The organism is Streptomyces tibetensis, assembly GCF_040647715.1.
Lineage (GTDB): Bacteria > Actinomycetota > Actinomycetes > Streptomycetales > Streptomycetaceae > Streptomyces > Streptomyces tibetensis_A.
Genome location: NZ_JBEZCR010000002.1, coordinates 705266 through 725507 on the forward strand (window position 1 = coordinate 705266; position 20242 = coordinate 725507).

General features: G+C 72.3%; 17 protein-coding genes. 6 read left to right on the forward strand and 11 right to left on the reverse strand.

Translation table 11 applies throughout. The features are described from left to right. Positions 1–38: 38 nt before the first annotated feature. Positions 39–650 carry an SMI1/KNR4 family protein gene (locus tag AB0B29_RS07775; protein ID WP_362235310.1) on the forward strand — a complete coding sequence of 204 codons (612 nt, stop codon included), beginning with the start codon at positions 39–41 and terminating at the stop codon, positions 648–650. Positions 651–740: 90 nt separating this feature from the next. Here AB0B29_RS07775 and AB0B29_RS07780 read toward each other — a convergent pair whose 3' ends face one another. The 3 genes from AB0B29_RS07780 to AB0B29_RS07790 form a co-directional block, all read right to left on the reverse strand. After that, entirely contained in the window at positions 741–5222 is a 4482-nt protein-coding gene (locus AB0B29_RS07780; protein ID WP_362235313.1) for a hypothetical protein, read from the reverse strand. Positions 5223–5334: 112 nt separating this feature from the next. Further along, positions 5335–5844, reverse strand: coding sequence for a hypothetical protein (locus tag AB0B29_RS07785; RefSeq protein ID WP_362235316.1), 510 nt, complete (start codon positions 5842–5844; stop codon positions 5335–5337). Then, complete coding sequence (locus tag AB0B29_RS07790; RefSeq protein ID WP_362235318.1) at positions 5841–6794, reverse strand: hypothetical protein; 954 nt, start codon at positions 6792–6794, stop codon at positions 5841–5843. The genes AB0B29_RS07785 and AB0B29_RS07790 overlap by 4 nt, the downstream gene beginning before the upstream one ends. A 204-nt stretch (positions 6795–6998) precedes the next feature. On the opposite strand from AB0B29_RS07790, the gene AB0B29_RS07795 reads away from it, so the two are divergent. After that, positions 6999–7484: a hypothetical protein gene (locus AB0B29_RS07795; protein ID WP_362235320.1), complete on the forward strand. Its 486-nt coding sequence runs from the start codon at positions 6999–7001 to the stop codon at positions 7482–7484. Positions 7485–7707: 223 nt separating this feature from the next. On the opposite strand, the gene AB0B29_RS07800 is transcribed toward AB0B29_RS07795, so the two are convergent. From AB0B29_RS07800 to AB0B29_RS07815, 4 genes are all read right to left on the reverse strand, one after another. Further along, complete coding sequence (locus AB0B29_RS07800) at positions 7708–7995, reverse strand: hypothetical protein (RefSeq protein WP_362235323.1); 288 nt, start codon at positions 7993–7995, stop codon at positions 7708–7710. After that, entirely contained in the window at positions 7983–8663 is a 681-nt protein-coding gene (locus AB0B29_RS07805) for a class F sortase (RefSeq protein ID WP_362235326.1), read from the reverse strand. The genes AB0B29_RS07800 and AB0B29_RS07805 overlap by 13 nt, the downstream gene beginning before the upstream one ends. Next, positions 8656–9483, reverse strand: coding sequence for a DUF4397 domain-containing protein (locus tag AB0B29_RS07810; protein WP_362235329.1), 828 nt, complete (start codon positions 9481–9483; stop codon positions 8656–8658). Before AB0B29_RS07810 ends, AB0B29_RS07805 begins: the two co-directional genes overlap by 8 nt. A 97-nt stretch (positions 9484–9580) precedes the next feature. Continuing rightward, positions 9581–10186, reverse strand: a complete 606-nt coding sequence (locus tag AB0B29_RS07815; protein WP_362235332.1) for a sigma-70 family RNA polymerase sigma factor — start codon at positions 10184–10186, stop codon at positions 9581–9583. Between the two features lie 162 nt (positions 10187–10348). On the opposite strand from AB0B29_RS07815, the gene AB0B29_RS07820 reads away from it, so the two are divergent. The 4 genes from AB0B29_RS07820 to AB0B29_RS07835 all read left to right on the forward strand — a co-directional run bounded on the left by AB0B29_RS07820 (position 10349) and on the right by AB0B29_RS07835 (position 15298). Next, on the forward strand, positions 10349–11509 hold the full coding sequence (locus AB0B29_RS07820; protein WP_362235335.1) for a MerR family transcriptional regulator: 1161 nt from the start codon (positions 10349–10351) through the stop codon (positions 11507–11509). 194 nt (positions 11510–11703) lie between these two features. After that, complete coding sequence (locus AB0B29_RS07825; protein WP_362235338.1) at positions 11704–12927, forward strand: lycopene cyclase family protein; 1224 nt, start codon at positions 11704–11706, stop codon at positions 12925–12927. Further along, positions 12924–13655 carry a class I SAM-dependent methyltransferase gene (locus tag AB0B29_RS07830; RefSeq protein WP_362235341.1) on the forward strand — a complete coding sequence of 244 codons (732 nt, stop codon included), beginning with the start codon at positions 12924–12926 and terminating at the stop codon, positions 13653–13655. Before AB0B29_RS07825 ends, AB0B29_RS07830 begins: the two co-directional genes overlap by 4 nt. 134 nt (positions 13656–13789) lie before the next feature. Next, complete coding sequence (locus tag AB0B29_RS07835) at positions 13790–15298, forward strand: FAD-dependent oxidoreductase (RefSeq protein ID WP_362235699.1); 1509 nt, start codon at positions 13790–13792, stop codon at positions 15296–15298. A gap of 199 nt (positions 15299–15497) precedes the next feature. Here AB0B29_RS07835 and AB0B29_RS07840 read toward each other — a convergent pair whose 3' ends face one another. The 4 genes from AB0B29_RS07840 to AB0B29_RS07855 are packed head-to-tail and all read right to left on the reverse strand — an operon-like array spanning position 15498 to position 20187. After that, positions 15498–16511 (reverse strand): DUF5914 domain-containing protein, encoded by a 1014-nt coding sequence (locus tag AB0B29_RS07840; protein WP_362235344.1) that lies wholly within the window; start codon positions 16509–16511, stop codon positions 15498–15500. Continuing rightward, the gene (locus AB0B29_RS07845; protein WP_362235346.1) at positions 16504–17484 is read right to left on the reverse strand and encodes a phytoene/squalene synthase family protein; all 981 of its coding nucleotides are present in this window, start codon (positions 17482–17484) and stop codon (positions 16504–16506) included. The genes AB0B29_RS07840 and AB0B29_RS07845 overlap by 8 nt, the downstream gene beginning before the upstream one ends. After that, entirely contained in the window at positions 17471–19033 is a 1563-nt protein-coding gene (locus tag AB0B29_RS07850) for a phytoene desaturase (RefSeq protein ID WP_362235349.1), read from the reverse strand. Before AB0B29_RS07850 ends, AB0B29_RS07845 begins: the two co-directional genes overlap by 14 nt. After that, positions 19030–20187 carry a polyprenyl synthetase family protein gene (locus AB0B29_RS07855; RefSeq protein WP_362235351.1) on the reverse strand — a complete coding sequence of 386 codons (1158 nt, stop codon included), beginning with the start codon at positions 20185–20187 and terminating at the stop codon, positions 19030–19032. Before AB0B29_RS07855 ends, AB0B29_RS07850 begins: the two co-directional genes overlap by 4 nt. Positions 20188–20242 lie beyond the last annotated feature (55 nt).

Here is a 20242-nt window from a genome sequence, read left to right on the forward strand (position 1 = left end):
CTGATGCTCGGCATCCGCGCACGCGATATACATGCCGTATGTCTCACGCACCGCACGACACCGCACAGCTGTGGGAGCGTCTCGAACGCTGGCTGTCCGAGCATGCCCCCGGCGAATACGCGTCCCTGCGCGTCGGTGCTTCGGAGGCGGACGTCTCACAGTTGGAGGAAGGGCTTGGCTTCGCTCTCCACCCGGAACTGAAGGCACTCCTGGCGCGGCACGACGGCGTGGTACCGCCCCGAGGAAGCACCGACTCCGGGACATTCCTGCTGAACTACGCCCTGCTGGACACCCGGAGGATCCTGGAGGGACAGCGCCATCTCGTGTCGATGGTCCAGGATGCGGTGGAGGAGGGCGACGAGGACCTGGTGGTCGGCAGGATCGCGCACCGCGAGTGGGTGCCGTTCGCCCAGGGCTTCTCGGGCGACATGCTGTTCGTGGACCACAGGCGAGGCGACCACTACGGCGAGGTGGGCGAGATCTCCTTCGGCGACCCCGACCACCGGGTGCTGTGGGCGAGTCAGGAACTGATGCTGGAAGAGCTGTGCGAGGCAGTCGAGAACGGCTCCCCGATCACCTCGCTCCCCCGGGTCCCCTCCGTGCATGAGGGGCGCAAACTGGAGTGGCTCGTCTTCCGGCCACGGCGCTGAGAAGCACGGCGGCTGCATACGGCGACGGCCTGCCGGACCCGTGGAGGGGATCCGGCAGGCCGTCGCCCTGAGGGCGCGGTGCAGGGCAGGTCAGCCGAGATCGCAGACCGAGTCGATGTCGCAGCCCTCCAGGCCCGTCTGGACGTAATACGCGTCGTTGTCCAGCAATCGCACGTCGGAGGTGAACCGTCCCAGGTCTCCGCCGGCTGCGGTGTTCTGAGCCGCAGTGATGGCCGCCCGGCCGCAGATCTCGTGCCAGGTCGGGTAATCGTAGTTCTCGTCCAACTTCAGCGTGAACGTTCCGTCAGTGTTCTCCATGGCGTACATCTGTGCGCAGTACTTGCCCGACTCGAGTTTCTGGCCGCCGCTCTCGCGCGACTTGGCGAACGGGTACTCGTCGCAGCTCTCGCCGATCGCCTTCGGGTTCGGTTTCCACTCGGCGACCGCGAGTTCACACATCTTGTCGCGGTTTTCCTTCGCGTCCGCGTCGTTCGCCAGCCGGTGCAGCGGTGATCCGTACTCCTCGCTCCCGGGGTGGGAGTCGAGCATCTCCATCAGCACCCAGTAATACGCGGCCGCTGCGGGATACTTGTGTTTGTTGAGGGGCAGGGTCGGGGTGGACTTGTAGAAGACACAACCGGTGTTGCCGCCGACCTTGTTGTCGCACCGGACGTCGAAGGAGTCGGCGGCCCACTTCTGGTTCGCCGGGATGGCCGCGTTGGGAGTGGTCCACGTGGTGGTCCAGTCCAGGTCGAGCTTCGCCTCGCCGCCCGCTACCTTGTTCCAGCTGTAGGTGTTGGTGCGGGTGGCGGTGTGGACGTCGCCGGTCGTCCAGGTGAGGCTGCCGACCCACGAGCCGGTTGACTCGGAGCAGGCAGTCGTGGGCCAGCAGTCCTCGGTCATGGTGGCGAGGCTCGTGGAAGTGATCCCCGTCATGCCGATCAGCGAGAGTTCCGTCCAGGTCGTGAACTGCTGGGACTTGGGGTTCAGCTTGATCTCCTGGACGACCTTCATCGTCGCGGTGCCGATGGGTGCGCCGTTCCGCGTCGCCTCAAGGACGATGGCTCCCTTCAGGCAACCGTCGATGCGGGTGTACTGGTAGCTGGTCCCGGCGGCGTCCTTGCACCAGTCCACCGGTCCGGCGGCTGTCGCGCCGAGCGTCCGTGACTGCCGCATGGTGGCAGGGCCGGCCGTGGACGAGTCGACTTCGCTCAGGGGCAGGTAGGTCGCACACAGTTCGGTGACACCACCGGTGGTGCAGGTGGACGGACCGGAGTCCGAACCATCCAGCCGCTGACCGGACTTGGTCAGACGCGAGGCGGCGAGGCCTGAGGTGGGAGGGTCGGCCGGCCGGGCCGGCTGCGCGGCCAGGTTGTCGATGTCGGGCGCGTTGGGATTGGCCGGCCCGAACACGACGTCCGGCATCGTCTCGTAGTCGCCGGGGACGAACGCGACCGCGTCCCAGGCGATGTCCTTGTCGCCGGTGCCGTCGCTGGTGAAGTTGGACAGACTCACCTCGGGGATCGTGTCGTTGAAGCGGAAGAAGCCCAGGTCAACCCACTTGTTGGACTGGTTGGCGTCCTGTGAGATCGTCTTCGTCCTGGTGCCGAACGCGGTCTTGATCTCGTACGTGGCCCGGGCGGTCTGCGCCCCGTGGTCCGGGATGTGCGCGTAGACCCTGGCCTGACCGCCGTCGGGGACCTTCTGGCCGAGCTTCCAGACACCGATGGCCCTCATGCGGTTGGCGGTGCCCATCGTGGACTCCGGCTGCCGGGTATGCGCGAAGTAGAAGTGATTTCCGTACCCCGCCCCGATCTGGTGCGTGTCGATCTTCCCCGGATATGTGCCGTTCCACATGCTGTAGTTGAGCGTGAAGGTGCCGTTCGACGCAGACGCTCCACAGCTCCGGGAAGCCGACCCCGCGGGTACCACACCCTTCTTGACGTCGTCGACGATCAACGCGCTCGCGGGCAGGCCGGTGGAGCAGCGCGGTGGGTAGGAGTTGGCGTCCGGCTGCTCGGGGTACGAGGTGTTGAACCGGTGGACCTGGTTGCCGCACTGGGCGTAGGCCGAGCAGTTCTTCCACGTCGCCGACTTGTTCCACCAGCAGTGCAGCCAGTGCGGGTTGGTCTCGCTCGTCCCCGAGTCGAGGGTGCAGGCGCCCTGGCCGGGGTCGTTGGAGTCGTTGTCGCCGATCTTTGAGTCGTCGCAGTTGTTGGACGAGTCGCAGAACAGGTCGATCGGCGGCTTGGCCATGGTGCGGTCGCCGTTGCTGTTCCACCACGCCGCGATGTAACCGGCCTTGACGTCACCGGGGCTGAACAGAGCCGCGATGGGGCGCGCGGCCCAGCCGATGACCTTCTCCTCGTAGGGCCAGTCCTGCGGGTGCGCGGCGTCGGAGTAGCTGTCACCGCCGCTCGAGCTCTCCAGGAACGGCAGTCGGTTGGCCTTCCACAGCGGGTTGGCGGGGTTGTTGGTCCAGCCCACACCCGAGTGCCCGGCGGAGTCGGGCTTGTCGTAGAAGCCGGAGTTGTACGCCCACAGGGCGAAGAACCAGTTCTCGATCCACTTGGGGTGGCCGTCGTTGACCTTCATGCCGGCCTTGCGGGTCTGGTTCCACTTGTCCGACAGGATCTGGGCGCCGTAGGCGATGTTGGCGGTGTAGTCGAGGGCGACGGCCTCCTGCTTGAGGGTGCTCATCGCGGTCTCGCCGGGCTTCGTCTTGCCGGTCAGCCGCATGCCGTCGGTGGCCTGCGTGATGCCGTAACCGCAGTCCGCGTCGGACCAGTCGATGGCCCACGGGTCCTGCTGCTCGCCGGACGCGGAGTAGTCGACGCCGTAGAAGTTTCCGATCAGGCTGTTACCGGTCACGCCGGGCACGACGGAGCGGGCCGCCTGCCACATGTTGGACTCCTGCGCGGTGACCCCGAGGAGGATCTGCGAGGGGATGTGCCAGCGGTCGTTGTCGCCGTCCTCGGTGTCCAGCTTCCCGTTCGGGTCGCCTTCGAGGAGGAGCGGTGGGAACAACCCCTGCGGCTGGTAGCCGGCCATGCCGGTGTTCTTCCAGTCCGCGGAGCGGTAGAAGTCGAGTTTGCCCACGACGGCCTGGTCGACGGCCCACTCCACCTGACGCGGGGTCGGCTGGAAGGCCTGCTTCTTGACGTCGTTGCGGGGCACGGCGCAGGTGCGCTCGGCGGCGTCCTCGGTCGGGTCGTCCGGGGCGAGCTGGGCAGTCCCCGCGGCCTGTGTTGACAGGCCGGACGAACGTCCCTCCCGCGCCGATGACGTGGTCGGCTGCGGCAGCGCCGGGGAGGTCGCCGCTCCCTGCCGTTGCGCCCTCTTGCCGCCGATACGGCGCTCTCCCGGTACGGCGTCCAGTGTGACCGCCCGCTTCGTGTCCAGCAGGCGAAGGCTGATCCGGGCGGTGCGTGCGGTCAGGGCTTCCTCGGCCCGGATGCGGCTGTCCTTGCCGTCGGCCCAGGCGGTGGTGAGGGCGGCGGCGCCATGACTGGAGACGAGCGCGCCCTTGGCGACACCGCCGGGATTGCGCACCGTCTTCGGTAGCGGGCCGCGGGTGGTGGCCTTGCCGGAGATGTAGACGGTGCCGTCGGCCGAGGACGTCAAATCCCACTGGGTCAGCGGACCCGAAGCGAGCGTGACGGCCGGGGAGTCGCCCTTGCGCAGCCGGCCGGCGTCCAGGTGCCGGGCGTAGCCGGTGGCCGCCCTGCCGGGGGTGGTGTCCTTCGTGCGGTCGATATAGGTGATGCCGCCCGTGGCATCGACCGTCAGCTGGAACGGCACCGATTCGGTGCGCGCGATCTGCCTGAGCCCGCCCTTGGCCCGGGCGGCGACCAGCCGGTTGCCGTGGGCGGCGATGACGCCGTTCCGCGTCGGCACGGCGGAAGTGACCTGGCCGGGATAGGTGAGTGGGGCGGCGGCCTTGCCCGTGGTCGCGTCCACCGTGATCAGCCGGGTCCGCTGCGCGGCGTCGCCCTCGTAGGAGAGCTGGGTGAACACGGCCTTTTCACCGTCACCGCAGCCCGGGCTGAAGTAGGCCAGCGAACCTTGGAAGGGCAGCTTGGTGACCGTGCCGGTGGTCAGGTCCACGACGGCCGTGAAGGCTCCCCGGGACATCAGTTCGGGCTTGTTGGTGAAGGTACGCGGTGCGTAGGCGACCGCCGCCCGCTTGCCGGAGGCGGTCAGACACGCGTTGCCGATCCAGGTGTCGGTGTCGAAACCGGGCTCGGAGAGAGTGGCCGCGGTCTTCCAGGCGTAGCCGTTGCTCTCGTCCGCGACCAGCAGATGGAATCCGGTGCCGTCACCGGACGTGGTGAACGCGGTGTCGGTGGACTGCTTGTAGCCTTCGCCGAGGAGGTCGGCGCGGTCCCGGGAGGGGACCGCATCAGGTTTGCCGGCGTCCTGTGTGTCCGGAGCCTGCCACTGAGCTGCGTTCTTCGGCGGCTTCGGTTCGGATGCCTGCGCGGGCAGGCTCAGCGGTATGGCCAGCGCCGTCGCCACCGCCACAATGGCCGGTGTGAGAAACCGCTTTCTCGTACGTTGTGTGCGTCTCACGCTATTTCCTTGATCGGTGTCGGTTGTGCACCGTCGGAATGTCCGCGGAACGGGGTACCGCCCGCGCGTCACACCACAGGTGAGTGCCGTGACGCGGGAGAGGGAGGTGGGGCTAGTACCTCTTGTGGGATGCGTTTTCGTTCTTCAGCTCGGGCACGAGGTTTTCCGCCATGCCGCCGTAACCGCCGCAGGAACCGTAGATGGCCTGGGAGATGCTCTGGTAACCAGAGCCCCAGTAGACCCGGTCGTAGACGCCGCACTCGGCGTTCGCGATGGAAGCGGCGTTGTTCTTGAGGGGGGTCCCGTCTCCGCTGTCAGTGGTGCAGGTACCGGGAAGCATGCCGTAGTGGAATACCAGGCGGACCAGAGTCGCCCCGTTCGGGGAGTAGCCGTAGTGGTCGGGGACGCTCCTGTTGGAGATGTAGCAGGAGCCCTGTCCGGAGTTGGTGGTCGAGCCGACGCTGTTGTAGTAGAGCACGAAGCAGTACTGGTTGCCGCTGGACGTGCAGCCGTCCGACTCGTAGGAGGTGGCGGCCTGCGCGGGCTGGGCGCAGAAGATGCTTGCGGCGAGGAGCAGTGCGGCCGCGAGCGACCGGATCAGATTGCGTAGGGTCGGGGTCACTTGGCACTGCCTTCCGAGATCACTCGTCGCGCGGTCGTCTTGACGGTGTTCGTCCGGGCGAGTTCGGCGTCAAGAGAGGTCTTCTTGGCCGCGATCTGCTGGTTCTGAATGGCGGTTTCCTCCGCGGACCAGACCTTGATGAGGCCGGTTTCGCCCTTGCAGGCGACGTCGGCGGTGGCCACCTCGATCTCGTCTGCCGACGCCGTGGGCGTCGACAGGTCGAAACTGGCAGCGGGCTTGTACGGATCGTCGAACGCGTGGCCCTTGTCCTTCATGCACGCCGCCCAGTCATCGATGGCCTTCTGGACGCCGGGCTGCTTCAAGGACAAGGTCATGCTCGACGCGTTGACTTTCGATGCGTCCTCGCCCTGTGCGAGGTGCCCGAGCCGACGTTCCGTCTCTCCGCGGCACCCTCCCTGGGGAACGGCCACTCCGTTGTACGTGCCGCCCGAGACCTCCGGCCCTTCCCCGAGGAAAACGGCCTCCTCGGCCCCGGCGGCCGGCTCCCACGTCGGCGGCTCTTGCAGCTGCTCCGGCGGCAGGTGGTAGCCGTATTTCGCCGCTTGCGTCGCGTCGGAAGCCCCGTATCGCCTGGGCATGTTGGCGTCGTTGAACTCAACGGGCGGGTTGACCCCCGGAACCGGGGGGCCGAACTTCTCGAAGCCGAACCGGGCCATGCAGCTCACCCAGAGGTCGCGCTGAGCGCGCTGCCAATCCACGACGTCCGTGTAGCCGACGAGATACTTCTCCACCGGCAGGGACAGCCCCTTGGCAAGCCCACGCTCGGGAGTGCGACTCGGCCACTTGCTCTCGTCGACTGCGTTTGCCGCCACCGGCCTCGGCGAAGGATCCCCCTGTGCCGCCCCACCCCCGCCGGCTGAGCTCACCGCGATACCGGTGGTGAGTGCCGCTGCTGCGAAGAAGCCGGCAAGCGCTTGCCGCTTGCGCATGAGCTACCCCCTCATTTTCTTTGCATGTGCATGACACGTGAAAGTTATGCCAGATCACTCCACGGTGGCCACACAGAGGTGATCACGGGATGGCAACGACTGGTCTGGACCCTTGCGGGCCGCCGGGGGCCCAGCCGACGATGACGCCAGTGACGCGGTTCGGCGGGGACGGGGGCGGCCGACCGGGACTACAAAGGAGCGTTCGTGCCCAGAACCACAGTGTGGGGCGCGGTTGCCGCCGTGACTCTGGCAATGTTCGGTGCGTCCTGCAGCGTCGGCTCCGACTCCGACGATCCGGGCGGCACCCCGGCTGTCGCCGGCCGGTCGGCCGTCAGTACACCTGCCGCCGAGCCTTCACCGCCACTGATACCGACTGCAACGCCGGTTGAGAAAGTCCGTGACGCCTTCGCCGGACTGCAGGCGACCTTGGATGATTCCTGTACGCCCGCCGACTGCGCCTACTTCCTGCGCCGTGTCTTGGACGAACTCCACCGCCTCGACGGTGCCATGAAGGCATCTGAGAAGGGGCCCGGCCACTTCGCCGAGCCGATCAAGTCGATCAGGGAGCTCAACCTGCAAGTCGGCAGCGATCAATCCGTCGAAAACCTGAAGAAACACCAGGCCGCATTGATCGCCACGCGGAACAAGATCAACACATGGATGCAGGGCCACCCGGACGACTACCGCTGACGCACGACACGGGCTTTCGAACGGCCGCGGTGCGGCGCATGGGCAACTCGGTGCGCCGAGCCCGGTACAGGGGCGTCATGTGTGGCACGGATGTGCACGGATGTGCTCGGCGAAGCCGATGCGGGAGACGAGCGCGGGCGCCGCAACGCCGCCCAGCCCTCGCCGGGGGAGGGAGGCGGCGGAGGGTCACCTTCGACCGGCGCGCCCTGAGGGCTCGCGGCTCTCAGCAGTCGTCGTTCTCGTCGTGCCCCGGGCGGTCCGGCCCTCGGGGTGTGCCGGATTCGCGGGAGACCTCTCGGATGATGTGGCGCCAGACCTGTTCCGGGGGCGGGGTCGGCAGGTCCAACGCCCGCGCGGTGCGCGCCGCTGTCACCAGGCGGGTCAGGACGCGCAGTTCGTCACCGCAGCGGCCGCACTCTTCGATGTGGCGCAGGGCCTCGGCGTCCGCGTCGGTCGGGGTGGCGTTGCGCAGCGCCAGTTCCACCAGGTGCGCGGGCTCTACGTGGGCCACAGCTCCCTCCCGGACTCCACGGGTTCCGCCGTGACGACGAGGTTGGACAGGTAGCCGCCCCGCTCGGGGACGAACGGGGGCGCGCACGTGATGAGCGTCAGCACCGGGGGGCCGGTGCGGCGGAACGCCGAAGACGGCAACTCGTCCTTGGGGACGGTGACGCGTGAGACGACCCGGTACCGCACCGGTCCCGCCCCGGCACGCCGCACCTCCACCCCGTCCCCGCGCCGTACGTCGTACAGCGCGGCGAACTCGCCGATGGCCCCGGTATCGCTGTCCACGTGTCCGACGAGAACCGCCGAACCCGAAGCGCTGCCGGGCGCCGGGCCGTGGCGGTACCAGCCGGCCACGGACGGCTCGTCGGGGACCGCCATGTCGCCCCGGTCCGTCACGCCCACCGCAGTGACCCGGGCATCGACATCCGCGTGCGGAAGCAGGACGCGGCGGGGCGGCGGGGCCGGGGCCGTGCTCGGTGCGGCCTTCGTCGTCGAGTCGGCCGTCCGCCCGGAGGGTGCGCTCGTCGAGCCGGTCGTCCACCCGGAGGGTGCGGTCGCGAAGTCGGGGCCTGGCGCGGCCGGTTGCGAGGGCCCGGCCGGGAGACCGAGGACGGCTGCCAGAGCGGCAGCCGCCAGCATCGGTCCCGTCAGTCGGCGTGCACCGTCAGCCACGTCGGCGGGCGACCCGGCGGGCCACCAGCACGCCCGCCACCGCGACCACTCCGGCACCGGCGGCCCAGGCCGGGTTCAGGTCGGAGGAGTTCGGTGCGACGGCGGCACCGTTGCCGCCCGCGGGAACGCCGCGCGGCGACGACGCCATGCCGCTGAACGTCTGGGTCGCCAGGGCCAGGTTCTTGTCGTCGGCGCTGCCCCAGGCGTAGACGACGTTGCTCGTGCCTTCGCCGAGCCTCAGGTCGGCCGGGCCGATGGCCACGGTGTCCGTACCGGCGAGCACCACATCGGTGTTGAGGGTGCCCGCGTCGACCTCGGCGGTGTCCTCCTTCGGGTTGGTCAGGTTGCTGAAGACGGGCTGTCCGCCGGCCCGGACGTCGACAGCCGGGGCCGCCGCGACATGGCGGACCGTCAGACGGGCCTTTCCGGCGTCCACCTGGGAGACGTCGTTGGTGAAGGCCGTCAACTCCGGTGTGCCGTCGGCGGAGAGGTGAGCGGCGACCGTGGCGTTCGCGCCCTCGGACACCTCGATCTTCTTCTCCAGGGCCGGAGTTCCGCCGGGGCCCTTGCCCGCTGCGAAGATCCGGATGTCGTAGGTGCCGGCGTCGAGCGCCTTGGGGTCCGTCACCGTGCCGGGCTTGAAGTCGCGGATCAGCTGGTCGCCGTTGGCGTACACGTCCACGGTCATGCCGGGGATGCCGTGGAAGACGGACACCATGGCCTGGTCCTGCTGTTCGGCCAGGGCGGGAGCGGAAACGCCGAGGGCAAGGGCGCAGGCTCCGGCCGAGGCGGCGATGGCGAGGCGGGTGTGGGAGGTCATGGGAATCATCCCTTCGAACGGAGTCTCCGTACGGTGCGGAGTCTCGGTCCTGTTTTCAGGTGTGGGGGCCGTCGCGGATGCGTGTACGGCGCCACCGCTACAGGTCCGTGTCGGCGGCCGCGGGCTGCTCGATCACCAGGCGCAGCCGGTGCAGGCCGCGACGGGCGTGGCTCTTGACGGTCCCCAGGGGCATCCCGGTCCGCTCCGCGATCTGCGCCTGGGTCAGGTCCTCGTAGAAGGCCATGCACAGCACCTCCCGCTGGTGGCGCGGCAGCCGGGCCAGGGCGTCGACCAGCAGCACCCGGTCCAGGACGCGGTCCGATGCCGCGTCGTCGGGGCCGTTGGTGTCCGCGTCGCGGCCGGCCGAGTCGATGAGCGTCAGCCGTCGCGTCCGGGCCGCCAGCGCGTCGACGATCTTGCGGCGCGTGATGCCGACCAGCCAGGCGCCGAGCGGACCCCGTTCGGGGCGGAAGCCCGCCCGGCCGTGCCACGCGCCGAGGAAGACCTGCTGGGTCACGTCCTCCGCCTCGTGGGTGTCACCGAGCAGTCGGGTGGCCATGGTGTGGACGAGCGAGCCCCAACGCCGGTAGATCGCGGCGAACGCCTCCTCGTCGGCGGCGACGAGGCCACGGGCCAGCTCCTCCTCGTACCGCGTTTCCTCCGCGGGCGCGGTGGGGGCGGTGAGTCGCGTGTTCGTGATCATGGCCTGGTTCCTCCTGCAGTGCGTCGTGCGGGGACGGAAGGCCGTCTGCCGAACCGCACCGGTCGCGCTGAGTGAGCCGCGCCCCGTGCGCTCCAGGCCAGTGTTCGGTGCACAAACGACGCGGCTCAACATGCGTCGTTTATGCGTCGTACAGTCGGAGGTATGGGTGCACACGAACGGGACAGTGAACGCCGCGGAGGCGAGGTCGGGCCGCCCGGTGGCGGGCTGCCCGGAGGCGGACCACCCGGGGGTGGGGCGCCCGGTGGCGGTCTGACCACCGGCGAGGTGGCCAGGCGGCTGGGGGTGGCACCGACAACGGTCCGCACGTGGGACCGCCGCTACGGCCTCGGACCCGACGCGCACACCGGTGGCCGTCACCGGCGGTGGACCCCGACGGACGTGGCCCGGCTGGAGCGGATGTGTGCCCTGACCGCGACCGGGATACCGCCCGCCGAGGCGGCCCGCGAGGTCCTCGGCGAAACGACGCAGGAGACGGCTTGGGCCCGGCGGGTCGCCCCCGCACCCCCGGAGGCAGCCGGGGAAGGGGCCGGGGAGTCGGCGGGGGAATCGGCGGGGGAGACCGTTCCGGGCCGCACGGACCCCGGGGCGACACCGCGATCAGCCGTCCGCGCCGGCGCCAGCGCCGCCCCCACCCGCAGCCGCGCGGGCAGCGGGCTGCGCCTCGGTGATGTGCGTCAGGAGTGCAAGGGCATCGCCCGTGCCGCACTGCGCCTCGACGCCCCCGCTCTGGACGACCTGCTCCAGTCCGCGATCGCCGAGCACGGGCTGGTCGCTGCCTGGACCGAGGTGATCATGCCGACCCTCCAGGCGGTCGGCCGCAAGTGGGAGAGCTCGGGGGAGAGGTACGTCGAGGTCGAGCACTTCCTGTCCTGGCACGTCTCCGGCGCGCTGCGGCGGGGCGCCCCGCCCGCGGCACCCGACCGTCCGGGCGCGACCGTCGTGCTCGCTTGTGTGCCGGGGGAGAACCACACGCTGCCCCTGGAGGTGCTGGCGGCCGCGCTGGCCGAACGCGGTGTGCCGGTGCGGATGTTCGGCGGCGCCCTGCCCGTGGAGTCCCTCGTCACGGCCGTCCGCAGGACGGGTCCCGCGGCGGTGGGGCTGTGGGCCCAGTCCCGGACGACCGCCAGCCGGCCGCTGGCCCAGCACGTGGCCACGATGGAGTGGGGGGTGCGCGGTGCCCGCCGCAAGCCGGTCGTCCTGACGATAGGGCCCGGTTGGTCCGGCCGGACCGTCACCGGACTGCCGCGTCCGACGGGGCTGGCCGAGGCCGTCGCCGTTCTGGAGTCCGTCGTGCCGCGGTGATCCGGGCCGACCGCATCCGTGTCGGGGTGACTCCGGCAGAACCGCATCCGTGTCGCGTGATGTCGCCGACTGCATCCGGCCGGATCCGACTGCATCCGAAGACGTCCGCCGGTCAGAAGCGGTGGCGGGACGGAACACAGTCGACGAGGTGGCCGGGAGCGGGGTGCGGTGATGGGCGGGGTGTGGTGGGTCCGGTGAGCCGGAGGCCTGTCGGCTCGCCGGACGTGGTGATCCTCGGGGGCGGTGCCGCGGGCCTCAGTCTCGCCTACCGGCTGGTCGAGTCCGCCGTCGCGACCGTGACCGTGGTGGAGCCGCCGGACGGCCCCGCACGTCCGGCGGAACGGACCTGGTGCTACTGGGACCAGAGCGACGACGGCGACGACGGCTTGAGCGGAGCGGTCGCCGCCACCTGGCCCCTGCTGCGGGTGCACGACCGCGACGGCAGCCCGCTCACCGTCGATCCGGCCCCCGCCCGCTACCGCATGGTGCGTTCCACGGCGTTCGAACGGCTGGTGCACGCGCGGCTGGCGCGCTCCCCCGGCGGACTACTGCTGCGCGCGACCGCGGACACGGTGCGCGACGTCCCCGGAGGTGCCGAGGTCCGCTGCACCGAACCCGGCGGCCGGACACGGACCCTGCGCGCCGGGCTCGTGTTCGACTCGCGGCCCCTGCGCGCCCTGCCCCCGGCCCGGACGCAGTTGCTGCAGCACTTCCGTGGTTGGTTCGTGCGCACCCGCACCGACCGGTTCGACCCCGCGGTCGCCGACCTCATGGACTTCCGGGTGCCCCAGCCTCGGCACGGCCTCGCCTTCGGCTACGTCCTGCCGCTGACCCCGGACCGGGCGCTCGTCGAGTACACCGAGTTCTCCCGGCGCCCGCTGACGACGGCGGCGTACGAGGCGGCGCTCGGTCACTACGCCCGACAGGTGCTGCGCCTGGGCGAGTTTGCCGTGGAGAGGGCCGAGCAGGGCGTCATCCCCATGACCGACGCCCGCTTCCCCCGTCGGACCGGTACGGCCGTCTTCCGCATCGGAACGGCGGGGGGCGCCACCCGGCCCGCCACCGGCTACACCTTCGCCGCCGTACAGCGGCACAGCCGGGCCGTCGCCGCCGCCGTGCGGGACGGCCGCGCCGTCGTGCCCGCGCCGCACGGACGGCGGGCGCTCGCCATGGACGCGGTGCTGCTGAGGGCCCTGGACACCGGCCGGATCGACGGCCCCGCGTTCTTCACCGGCCTCTTCCGCCGGACTCCGACGCACCGCCTGCTGCGCTTCCTCGACGGTGCCACCTCGCTCCGGGAGGAGTGGGGCATCGGGCTGCGCACCCCCGTGGGCCCGATGCTGCGCACCGCGCTCGAAGTGCCCTTCCTGCCCCGCCGCACCCACCCCGCCCCAGGAACCGGAGAGAACCCCCGATGACCCTGCTGCGCGACCGCGACCTGGCACGCGCCTTCGACCACGCGTCCCGCACCTACGACCGCCTCACCGGCCTCAACCCGGGCTACCGCGCCGACCTGCTGCGCTCGGCCCGCCGACTGGGGCTCCCGGAGGACGGGGCCGGGCTGCACCTGCTCGACCTGGGCTGCGGCACCGGCGCCTCCACTCAGGCCCTGCTGCGGGCCGCACCCCGGGCGCGGATCACCGCGGTGGACGCCTCCGCCGGCATGCTGCGGCGGGCCCGGACCAAGCCCTGGCCCGACACCGTGCGCTTCCTGCACCTGAGCGCCGAGGAGCTGGCGACGGCCGGCGAAGGGCCTTTCGACGCGGTCTTCGCCGCCTACCTGTTCCGCAACGTCTCCGACCCGGACCGCGTCCTCGGCGCGGTGCGCGGACTGCTGCGGCCGGGCGGGCGTCTCGCCGTCCACGAGTACAGCCTCGGTGGCTCGCCCGCGCACCGTGCGCTGTGGACGGCCGTGTGCCAGGGGGTGATCATCCCGGCGGGCACGCTCACCGGTGACCGGGCCCTGTACCGGCACCTGTGGCACAGCGTCCTCGACTTCGACCGCGCTTCCGACTTCACCGGGCGGCTGACGCGGGCCGGGTTCACGGGCGTGCGGGCCCTGCCCGTCGCCGGGTGGCAGACCGGCATCACGCACACCTTCGTCGCCCGCAACGGCTCGGCCACGGCGGGGGAGGCCACCCGATGAGTCCCCCGGGGAGCACACCGGGACGTACGGCGAAGAGCGCAACGCGGAGCGCACCGCAAAGCGCACCGAAGGGCCGCCCGACGAGCGCCCGTCCGGCCGCCCGCCGCGGCCGGGACCGCAAGGCCGAGGTCCTGATGCCGGCGCCCGGCCGGGACCGGTTCGCGCCCGGGGACGCACCCTCCGTCGCCGTGGTGGGCGGCGGCGTCGCCGGACTCGCCGCGGCCACCGGACTCGCCGAACGCGGCGCCCGGGTGACCCTCTACGAACGCGAGGACTCCCTGGGCGGCCGCCTCGCCGGATACCGCACCCGGCTGGCCGACGGCTCCGAGGCGACCATGAGCCGCGGCTTCCACGCCTTCTTCCGGCAGTACTACAACCTGCGCGGCCTGCTGCGCCGCACCGACCCCGCCCTCGCCCGCCTCACCCCGCTGCCCGACTACCCCCTGCGGCACAGCGGAGGACTGACCGACAGCTTCGCCCGCGTCCCGCGCACCCCGCCCCTGAGCGCCCTCGGCTTCGTCGCCCTCAGCCCCACCTTCGGCTGGCGCGACCTGACCGCCCTGGACGCCCGGGCGGCGCTGCCGCTGACGGACGTGCGCGTGCCCGACGTGTACACCCGCTTCGACGGGATCAGCGCGACCGCCTTCCTGGAACGCGTCCGCTTCCCCGAGGCCGCGCACCACCTGGCCTTCGAGGTGTTCTCGCGCAGTTTCTTCGCCGACCCGCGCGAGCTATCCGCCGCCGAACTGATGCTGATGTTCCACATCTACTTCCTCGGCTCCTCGGAGGGGCTGCTCTTCGACGTGCCCGACGAGCCCTTCCCGCAGGCCCTGTGGGAGCCGCTCGCCGACTACCTCCGGCGGCTCGGCACGACCGTCCGCACCGGCACACCGGTACACGGCGTGGACCCCACCGGCACCGGGGGAGCCGAGGTGCGCACCGGCACCGGCAGCGACCGGCACGACGCGGTGGTGCTCGCCCTCGACACCGGGGGACTGCGCCGGGTCGTCGCCGCCTCGCCCGGCCTGGGCGACGCTCCCTGGCGCGACGGCATCGCCGCGCTGCGCACCGCCCCGCCGTTCCTCGTGTCGCGGCTCTGGCTCGACCGGCCGGTCCGCGCCGACCGCCCCGGCTTCCTCGGCACCAGCGGCTACGACGGCCTCGACAACATCAGCGTCCTGGAACGCTACGAGGGCGAGGCCGCCCGCTGGGCCGCGCAGCACCACGGTTCCGTGGTGGAACTCCACGCCTACGCCGTCACCCCCGGCGCGGACCCCGGGGCCGTGCAGGAGGCGCTGCTCGGGCAGTTGCGCCGGGTGTACCCGGAGACCCGCCGGGCGCGGGTCGTCGACGCCCGGCACGAGTGGCGCTCGGACTGCCCGCTCTTCCCGGTCGGCACCCACCACCGGCGCCCCACGGTGAGGACGCCGCACCCGTGGCTGACGCTGGCCGGCGACGGGCTGCGCTGCGACCTGCCCGTGGCCCTGATGGAACGCGCCGCCACCACGGGCTTCCTGGCGTCCAACGCGCTGCTCGCGGGGTGGGGCGTCCGAGGGCAGGTCCTGTGGACCGTGCCACGGTCGGGCCGCTCCCCGGTGCTGCGGGCACTCGGTGCCCTCGCGGACCGTCCGGCACGCCGATGACGCCGATGACGCCGATGACGCCGATGACGCCGATGACGCCGATGACGCCGATGACGCCGAGACGCCGGCGACTCCGGTGACGCCGGTGGCGCCCGATGACCCCGGGCCGCCGGACGGGCCCGGGCCGCTCCGCGCAGGCCCGTCCGGCGGGGTCATTCCGGTCGGGGCAGAGCCCCTTGCCCCGCAACCGCTCTCACGGTCACCCGGGGAACCGCCCCGTGCTGCGCAACTCCCAGCGCCTCTCGGCGTAGGCGAGGTCGTCGCGCCACAGGCGTCCCGCCGTCTGCCGCATCAGGGGGCGCAGTACGGGGGCGGCGGCGCGGGCCAACGCGAAACCGGGCCGGTCCGAAGCGGCCACGACCGCTTCGATCACGGCCGTCCGCGGCTGCTCGGCGTCCGCGGCGGTCAGGGGCGTGGCATGGGTCTCCACCACGGACGTGGCGCCTTCGCCGTCGGTGATGCGCATGACGACGGTCCGCGGCTCCGGCGCGGTGAACTCGGCCCGCACGGGCACCACCAGACGACCCGCCACCCGGAAGGAGACCTCGACCTCGAAGGCGTCGTCCCCGGCGCCCTCGTCGCCCCCCGGCTCCCGCACCACCGTCAGGTCGACGAAGGAGTACGGGTGGAACCAGGACCCGTGCCACGGGTCGAGCCGGTTGGCCACCACGTCCTGCGGTTCGCACCGCCCGACCACCGTGAACACGGCGTCCACCCCGCTTCCCGGTGCGGGCCGGGCCGGGACCACGGGCCGCTCCGACGGCTCCTCACCGCCCACCGCGTCCAGCCGGACCCACACCAGCACCCCGTCGTCGTGGGCCGGGTACGGCTGCCAGCCGGCGAACGCGGAGCCGTCCAGGGCCAGTCCGTGCCAGTGGCACACCAGCGTGCCGCACACCACCCGGCTGTCCCGCAGCGGGGCACCGAGGTGCGGGCAGGCGCCGGGACCGGCCCGGAGTTCACCCGCCGGCGAGCGCCAGAGCACCACTTCCACGCCGCCGACGGTCCTGCCGTAGGGGCGGCCGGGTCGCACGTCCCGGGAGGCACCCATCACGAACCAGTTGCCGGAGGGCCGGGCCGACGCCCGTTTGAGGGTGTCTGCGATCAGTGCGGGCCGGGCCGCGCGCCAGGTCGGCGTCTGCTCCGCCCAGCCGGGGCCGCGGCGCCGCCGCAGCGGTGAGGTCCAGCGTGCCTTGTCCGCTCGGTCAGCCACGGCCTTGTTCCTTCCGTTCCGATGCGGCCGGAGCCGTCGCGTGCGCCGCCCACCGCGCGCGGGTCACCCTCAGGACACCGGCCGCGGCCGTGGCCGCCCGTCGGCGGCGGGGCACCACGGCACGGCGGTGCAGCACCGTGTAGTCGTGCCGCGCGATCGCGTCGAGGATGCCGCCGTACAGGGTGAACGCGGTCCTGATGCAGGGGCGCACCCGCGGGTCGAGCATCGCGATGCCCGGTTCCGCCTCCCGGTACACGCCCCGGGTCAGCGCCTCGGCCGCGACCAGTGCCGACCGGATGCGCGGGTCGCGGCGGCCGCTGCGCCGGCTCCACTCCAGCAGCGGCCGGTCCACGCCGTGGGCGGCCAGCAGGTCCGCCGGCAGGTAGACGCGACCGCGGTCCAGGTCCTCGCCCACGTCACGCAGGAAGTTGGTCAGCTGGAACGCCACCCCGAGGGCCGCGGCGTGCGGTGCCGCCTCCTCGCGCGGGACGACCGTGCCGAGCACGGGCAGCATCTGCAGGCCGATCACCGCGGCCGAGCCGTGCATGTAGGTCCGCAGGTCGGCGTAGGTCGGGTAGTCGGTGACGGTCAGGTCGGCGCGCATCGAGCCGAGGAAGTCGGCGAACAGGTCCACCTCGATGCCGTAGCGATCGGCGGTGTCTGCCACGGCGCGGACCACCGGCTCGTCCCCGCCGCCGGTGCGCAGCGCATGGGTGAGGTCCTCCTCCAGCCGCTTGAGCAGCAGGTCCCGCTCGTCGGGGGTCAGGCGCCGGTCCAGGTCGTCGACGATGTCGTCGGCCCAGCGGGCGAAGCCGTACAGCGCGTGCACGGCCGTACGGCGTTCCAGCGGCAGCAGGCGCGTGGCCAGGAAGTAGGTCCGGCCGTGGCGGGCGTTGAGCTGCCGGCACCGGCTGTAGGCGCCGCGCAGGCCGGGGTCGGTGATCCCGGCGGCGTCCAGTTCACGACGGGTCATGGGCACCTGCTCCGGTCGGGAGGGAGGGGCGGCGGTAGGCGGATCGGCCCGCCCGGGACACTCGGGCAGCGCCCCCGGTGACGCGGGCGGCGGCGAGTTTCCCGCTGATGAGCACGGTCGGTACGCCGACGCCGGGGGTGGTCCCACAGCCGGCGAGCACCACGTTGTCCAGCCCGCGGACGAGGTTGCGCGGCCGGAAGGGCCCGGTCTGGGCGAAGGTGTGGGAGACCGAGAAGGGGCTGCCCGCGGCGTGGCCCTGGGCCGTCCAGTCGAGCGGGGTCACCAGCAGTTCCTCCTCGACGCTGTCCGCGAAGCCGTCCAGGCCGCGGCGCTCCAGCTCGGCGACCAGGCTGTCGCGGTAGCGCGGGCCGAGGTCGCGCCAGGCGGTGGCGGAGGGGCCGACGGCGGTGTTGGGGCAGGGAGCCAGGACGTAGTGGAGGTGGCGGCCCGGCGGCGCGAGCGAGGCGTCGTGCGTCGTCGGACGGGTGATCAGCAGCGACGGGTCGCTCATCAGCGCTCCCGAGCGGGTCAGTTCCTCGAAGGTGCGCTCCCACGCGGCGCCGAAGGACAGCGTGTGGTGGGCCAGCTGGGGCCAGGTGCGGTCGGTCCCGGCATGCAGGACCACCGCGGACGGCGAGTGCCGGAGCGGTACCGGGCGCCGGGGCGCCCGGCCCAGGAGCCGGTGCGCGGCGGGCAGTTCGCAGGTCAGCACCACCGCGTCGCACGGGATGCGCTCACCCGAGGCGAGCCGCACCGCCCGCACCCGTCCGGCGGAGCGTTCCAGCGCGCTCACCTCGGCCGACCAGCGCAGTTCCGCACCGGCACCGGCGGCCACGTCCGCCATCGCCCGGGGCAGCGCGTGCATGCCGCCCTTGGGGAACCAGACACCGGCCACGGTGTCCATGTAGGCGATCACCGCGTAGGCCGCGAGCGCCCGGGCCGGCGCCACACCGGCGTACAGGGCCTGGAAGGAGAAGACCCGGCGCAGACGGGCGTCGGACAGGAAGCGGCCGATCCGGCCGTCGAGGCGCCCGAAGCCGCCGAGCGCCGCCAGCCGGGCCAGGTCCGGGTGCGCGAGCTGGAACGGCGAGTCGAAGTTGGTGTCGATGAAACGGCGCATCTGCGCTCGGTACAGCCGCTCCAGCCACGTCCGCAGCCTGCGGTAACCCGCGGCCTCCGCCGGTCCGGCGAAGCGCCGCACCTCCGCCTCCATGGCGTCGCCGTCGGTGTGCACGTCGAGCGAGGACCCGTCCGCGAAGCCTGCCCGGTAGGCGGGGTGGAGGGCCAGCAGCTCGACGTGCCGGTCGAGACGCTCGCCCACCGCCGCGAACGCCTCGTCGGCCAGCTGCGGCATCGTCAGCACGGTGGGCCCGGTGTCCACCAGGTAGTCGCCGAGCCGCAGCCGCCCGGCCCTGCCGCCCGGGCCGGCGTCCCGTTCGACGAGGGTGACCCGCCGTCCGGCGCCCAGCAGGTGCAAGGCGCACGCCAGTCCGGACAGGCCGGCGCCGACCACGACGACGTGGTCCGTGGGGCCGGTCACCGTCCTCATACGAGTTCCTCCGCGGGCCGCGGGGCGACGCCCGCAGCCCGCTCGACCAGGGCGGCGAACTCCCGCTGTACGGCGGGAGCGGCGCCGCTCGCCTCGAAGTGCCGCAGACCGGAGGCCGCCAGGTCGGCGATCCTCGCCTCCACCTCGGCCCGGGCGCCCGTCCGTTCCAGTGCCGCCCGCATCCGCTCGACGCTGTGCCCCGGCAGGGCGCCCGCGTCCGGGGCGAGCACAGCGGCCGCGTCCCGGTCGCCGCCGGCCTCCGCGAGCCGGACGGCGACGGCGAGCAGAGGGGTGAGCTTGCGGGCGCGCAGGTCCTCGTCGGCCGGTTTGCCGGTCAGCGCCGGGTCGCCGAACGCGCCGAGGAGATCGTCGCGCAGCTGGAAGGCCAGCCCCGTGCACCGGCCCGCCGCCCGCAGCGCGCCCAGGGCCGGCGGGTGCGCACCGGCCAGGGACGCACCGAGCGCCAGGGGCCGCGCGACCGTGTACCGGGCGCTCTTCAGGACGGCGATGGTCAGCGCCTCCTCGGACCCGGACGAGCCGCTCGCCTGGGCGCGCAGGTCGCGGTACTGCCCGGCGACCATCTCGGTGCGCATGGCCCGCCACTCGTCGTACAGCCGCGGGCCGTACGGCGAGGTGAGTGCCGTCTCGGTCAGCAGGTCGTCCGCCCACGCCAGCGCCAGATCGCCCGCGAGCACGGCCGCCGACGTCCCGAACGACTCGGCGGACCCGTTCGCCCGGCCGTCCCCCGCCGGGCCGGCCCGGTGCCCGTGGGCGAAGTCCACGTGCACCGCGGGGGCGCCCCGGCGCAGTGGTGATCCGTCCATCACGTCGTCGTGGATGAGGGCGCAGGCCTGGAGCAGTTCGAGCGCGGCCCCCGTACGCAGGACGGCGTCCGCGTCACCGGAGCCGCCCGCGGCCCGCCAGCCGCACCACACGAACGCCGTCCGCAGCCGCTTGCCGCCCCGCCGGACGAACCCGGCGACGCGCTCGGCCATCTCGTGGGTGAACACCGCATCCGTGTCGCGGGCCTGCCGCAGCCGCGCCTCGAGCACCCGCTCGAGGACCGCCTCCATGGCACGGGTGGCACCCGGAGCCGTGAGCGGGGCGTCGTCCGTCTCCGCCGGTCCGGCCGCCGTCGGCCGCGGTCCAAGCATGCGCCACCCCTTCTCGCTTCCGGTCATCCGCACGTCAGTGCTTCCGCGGACAGCG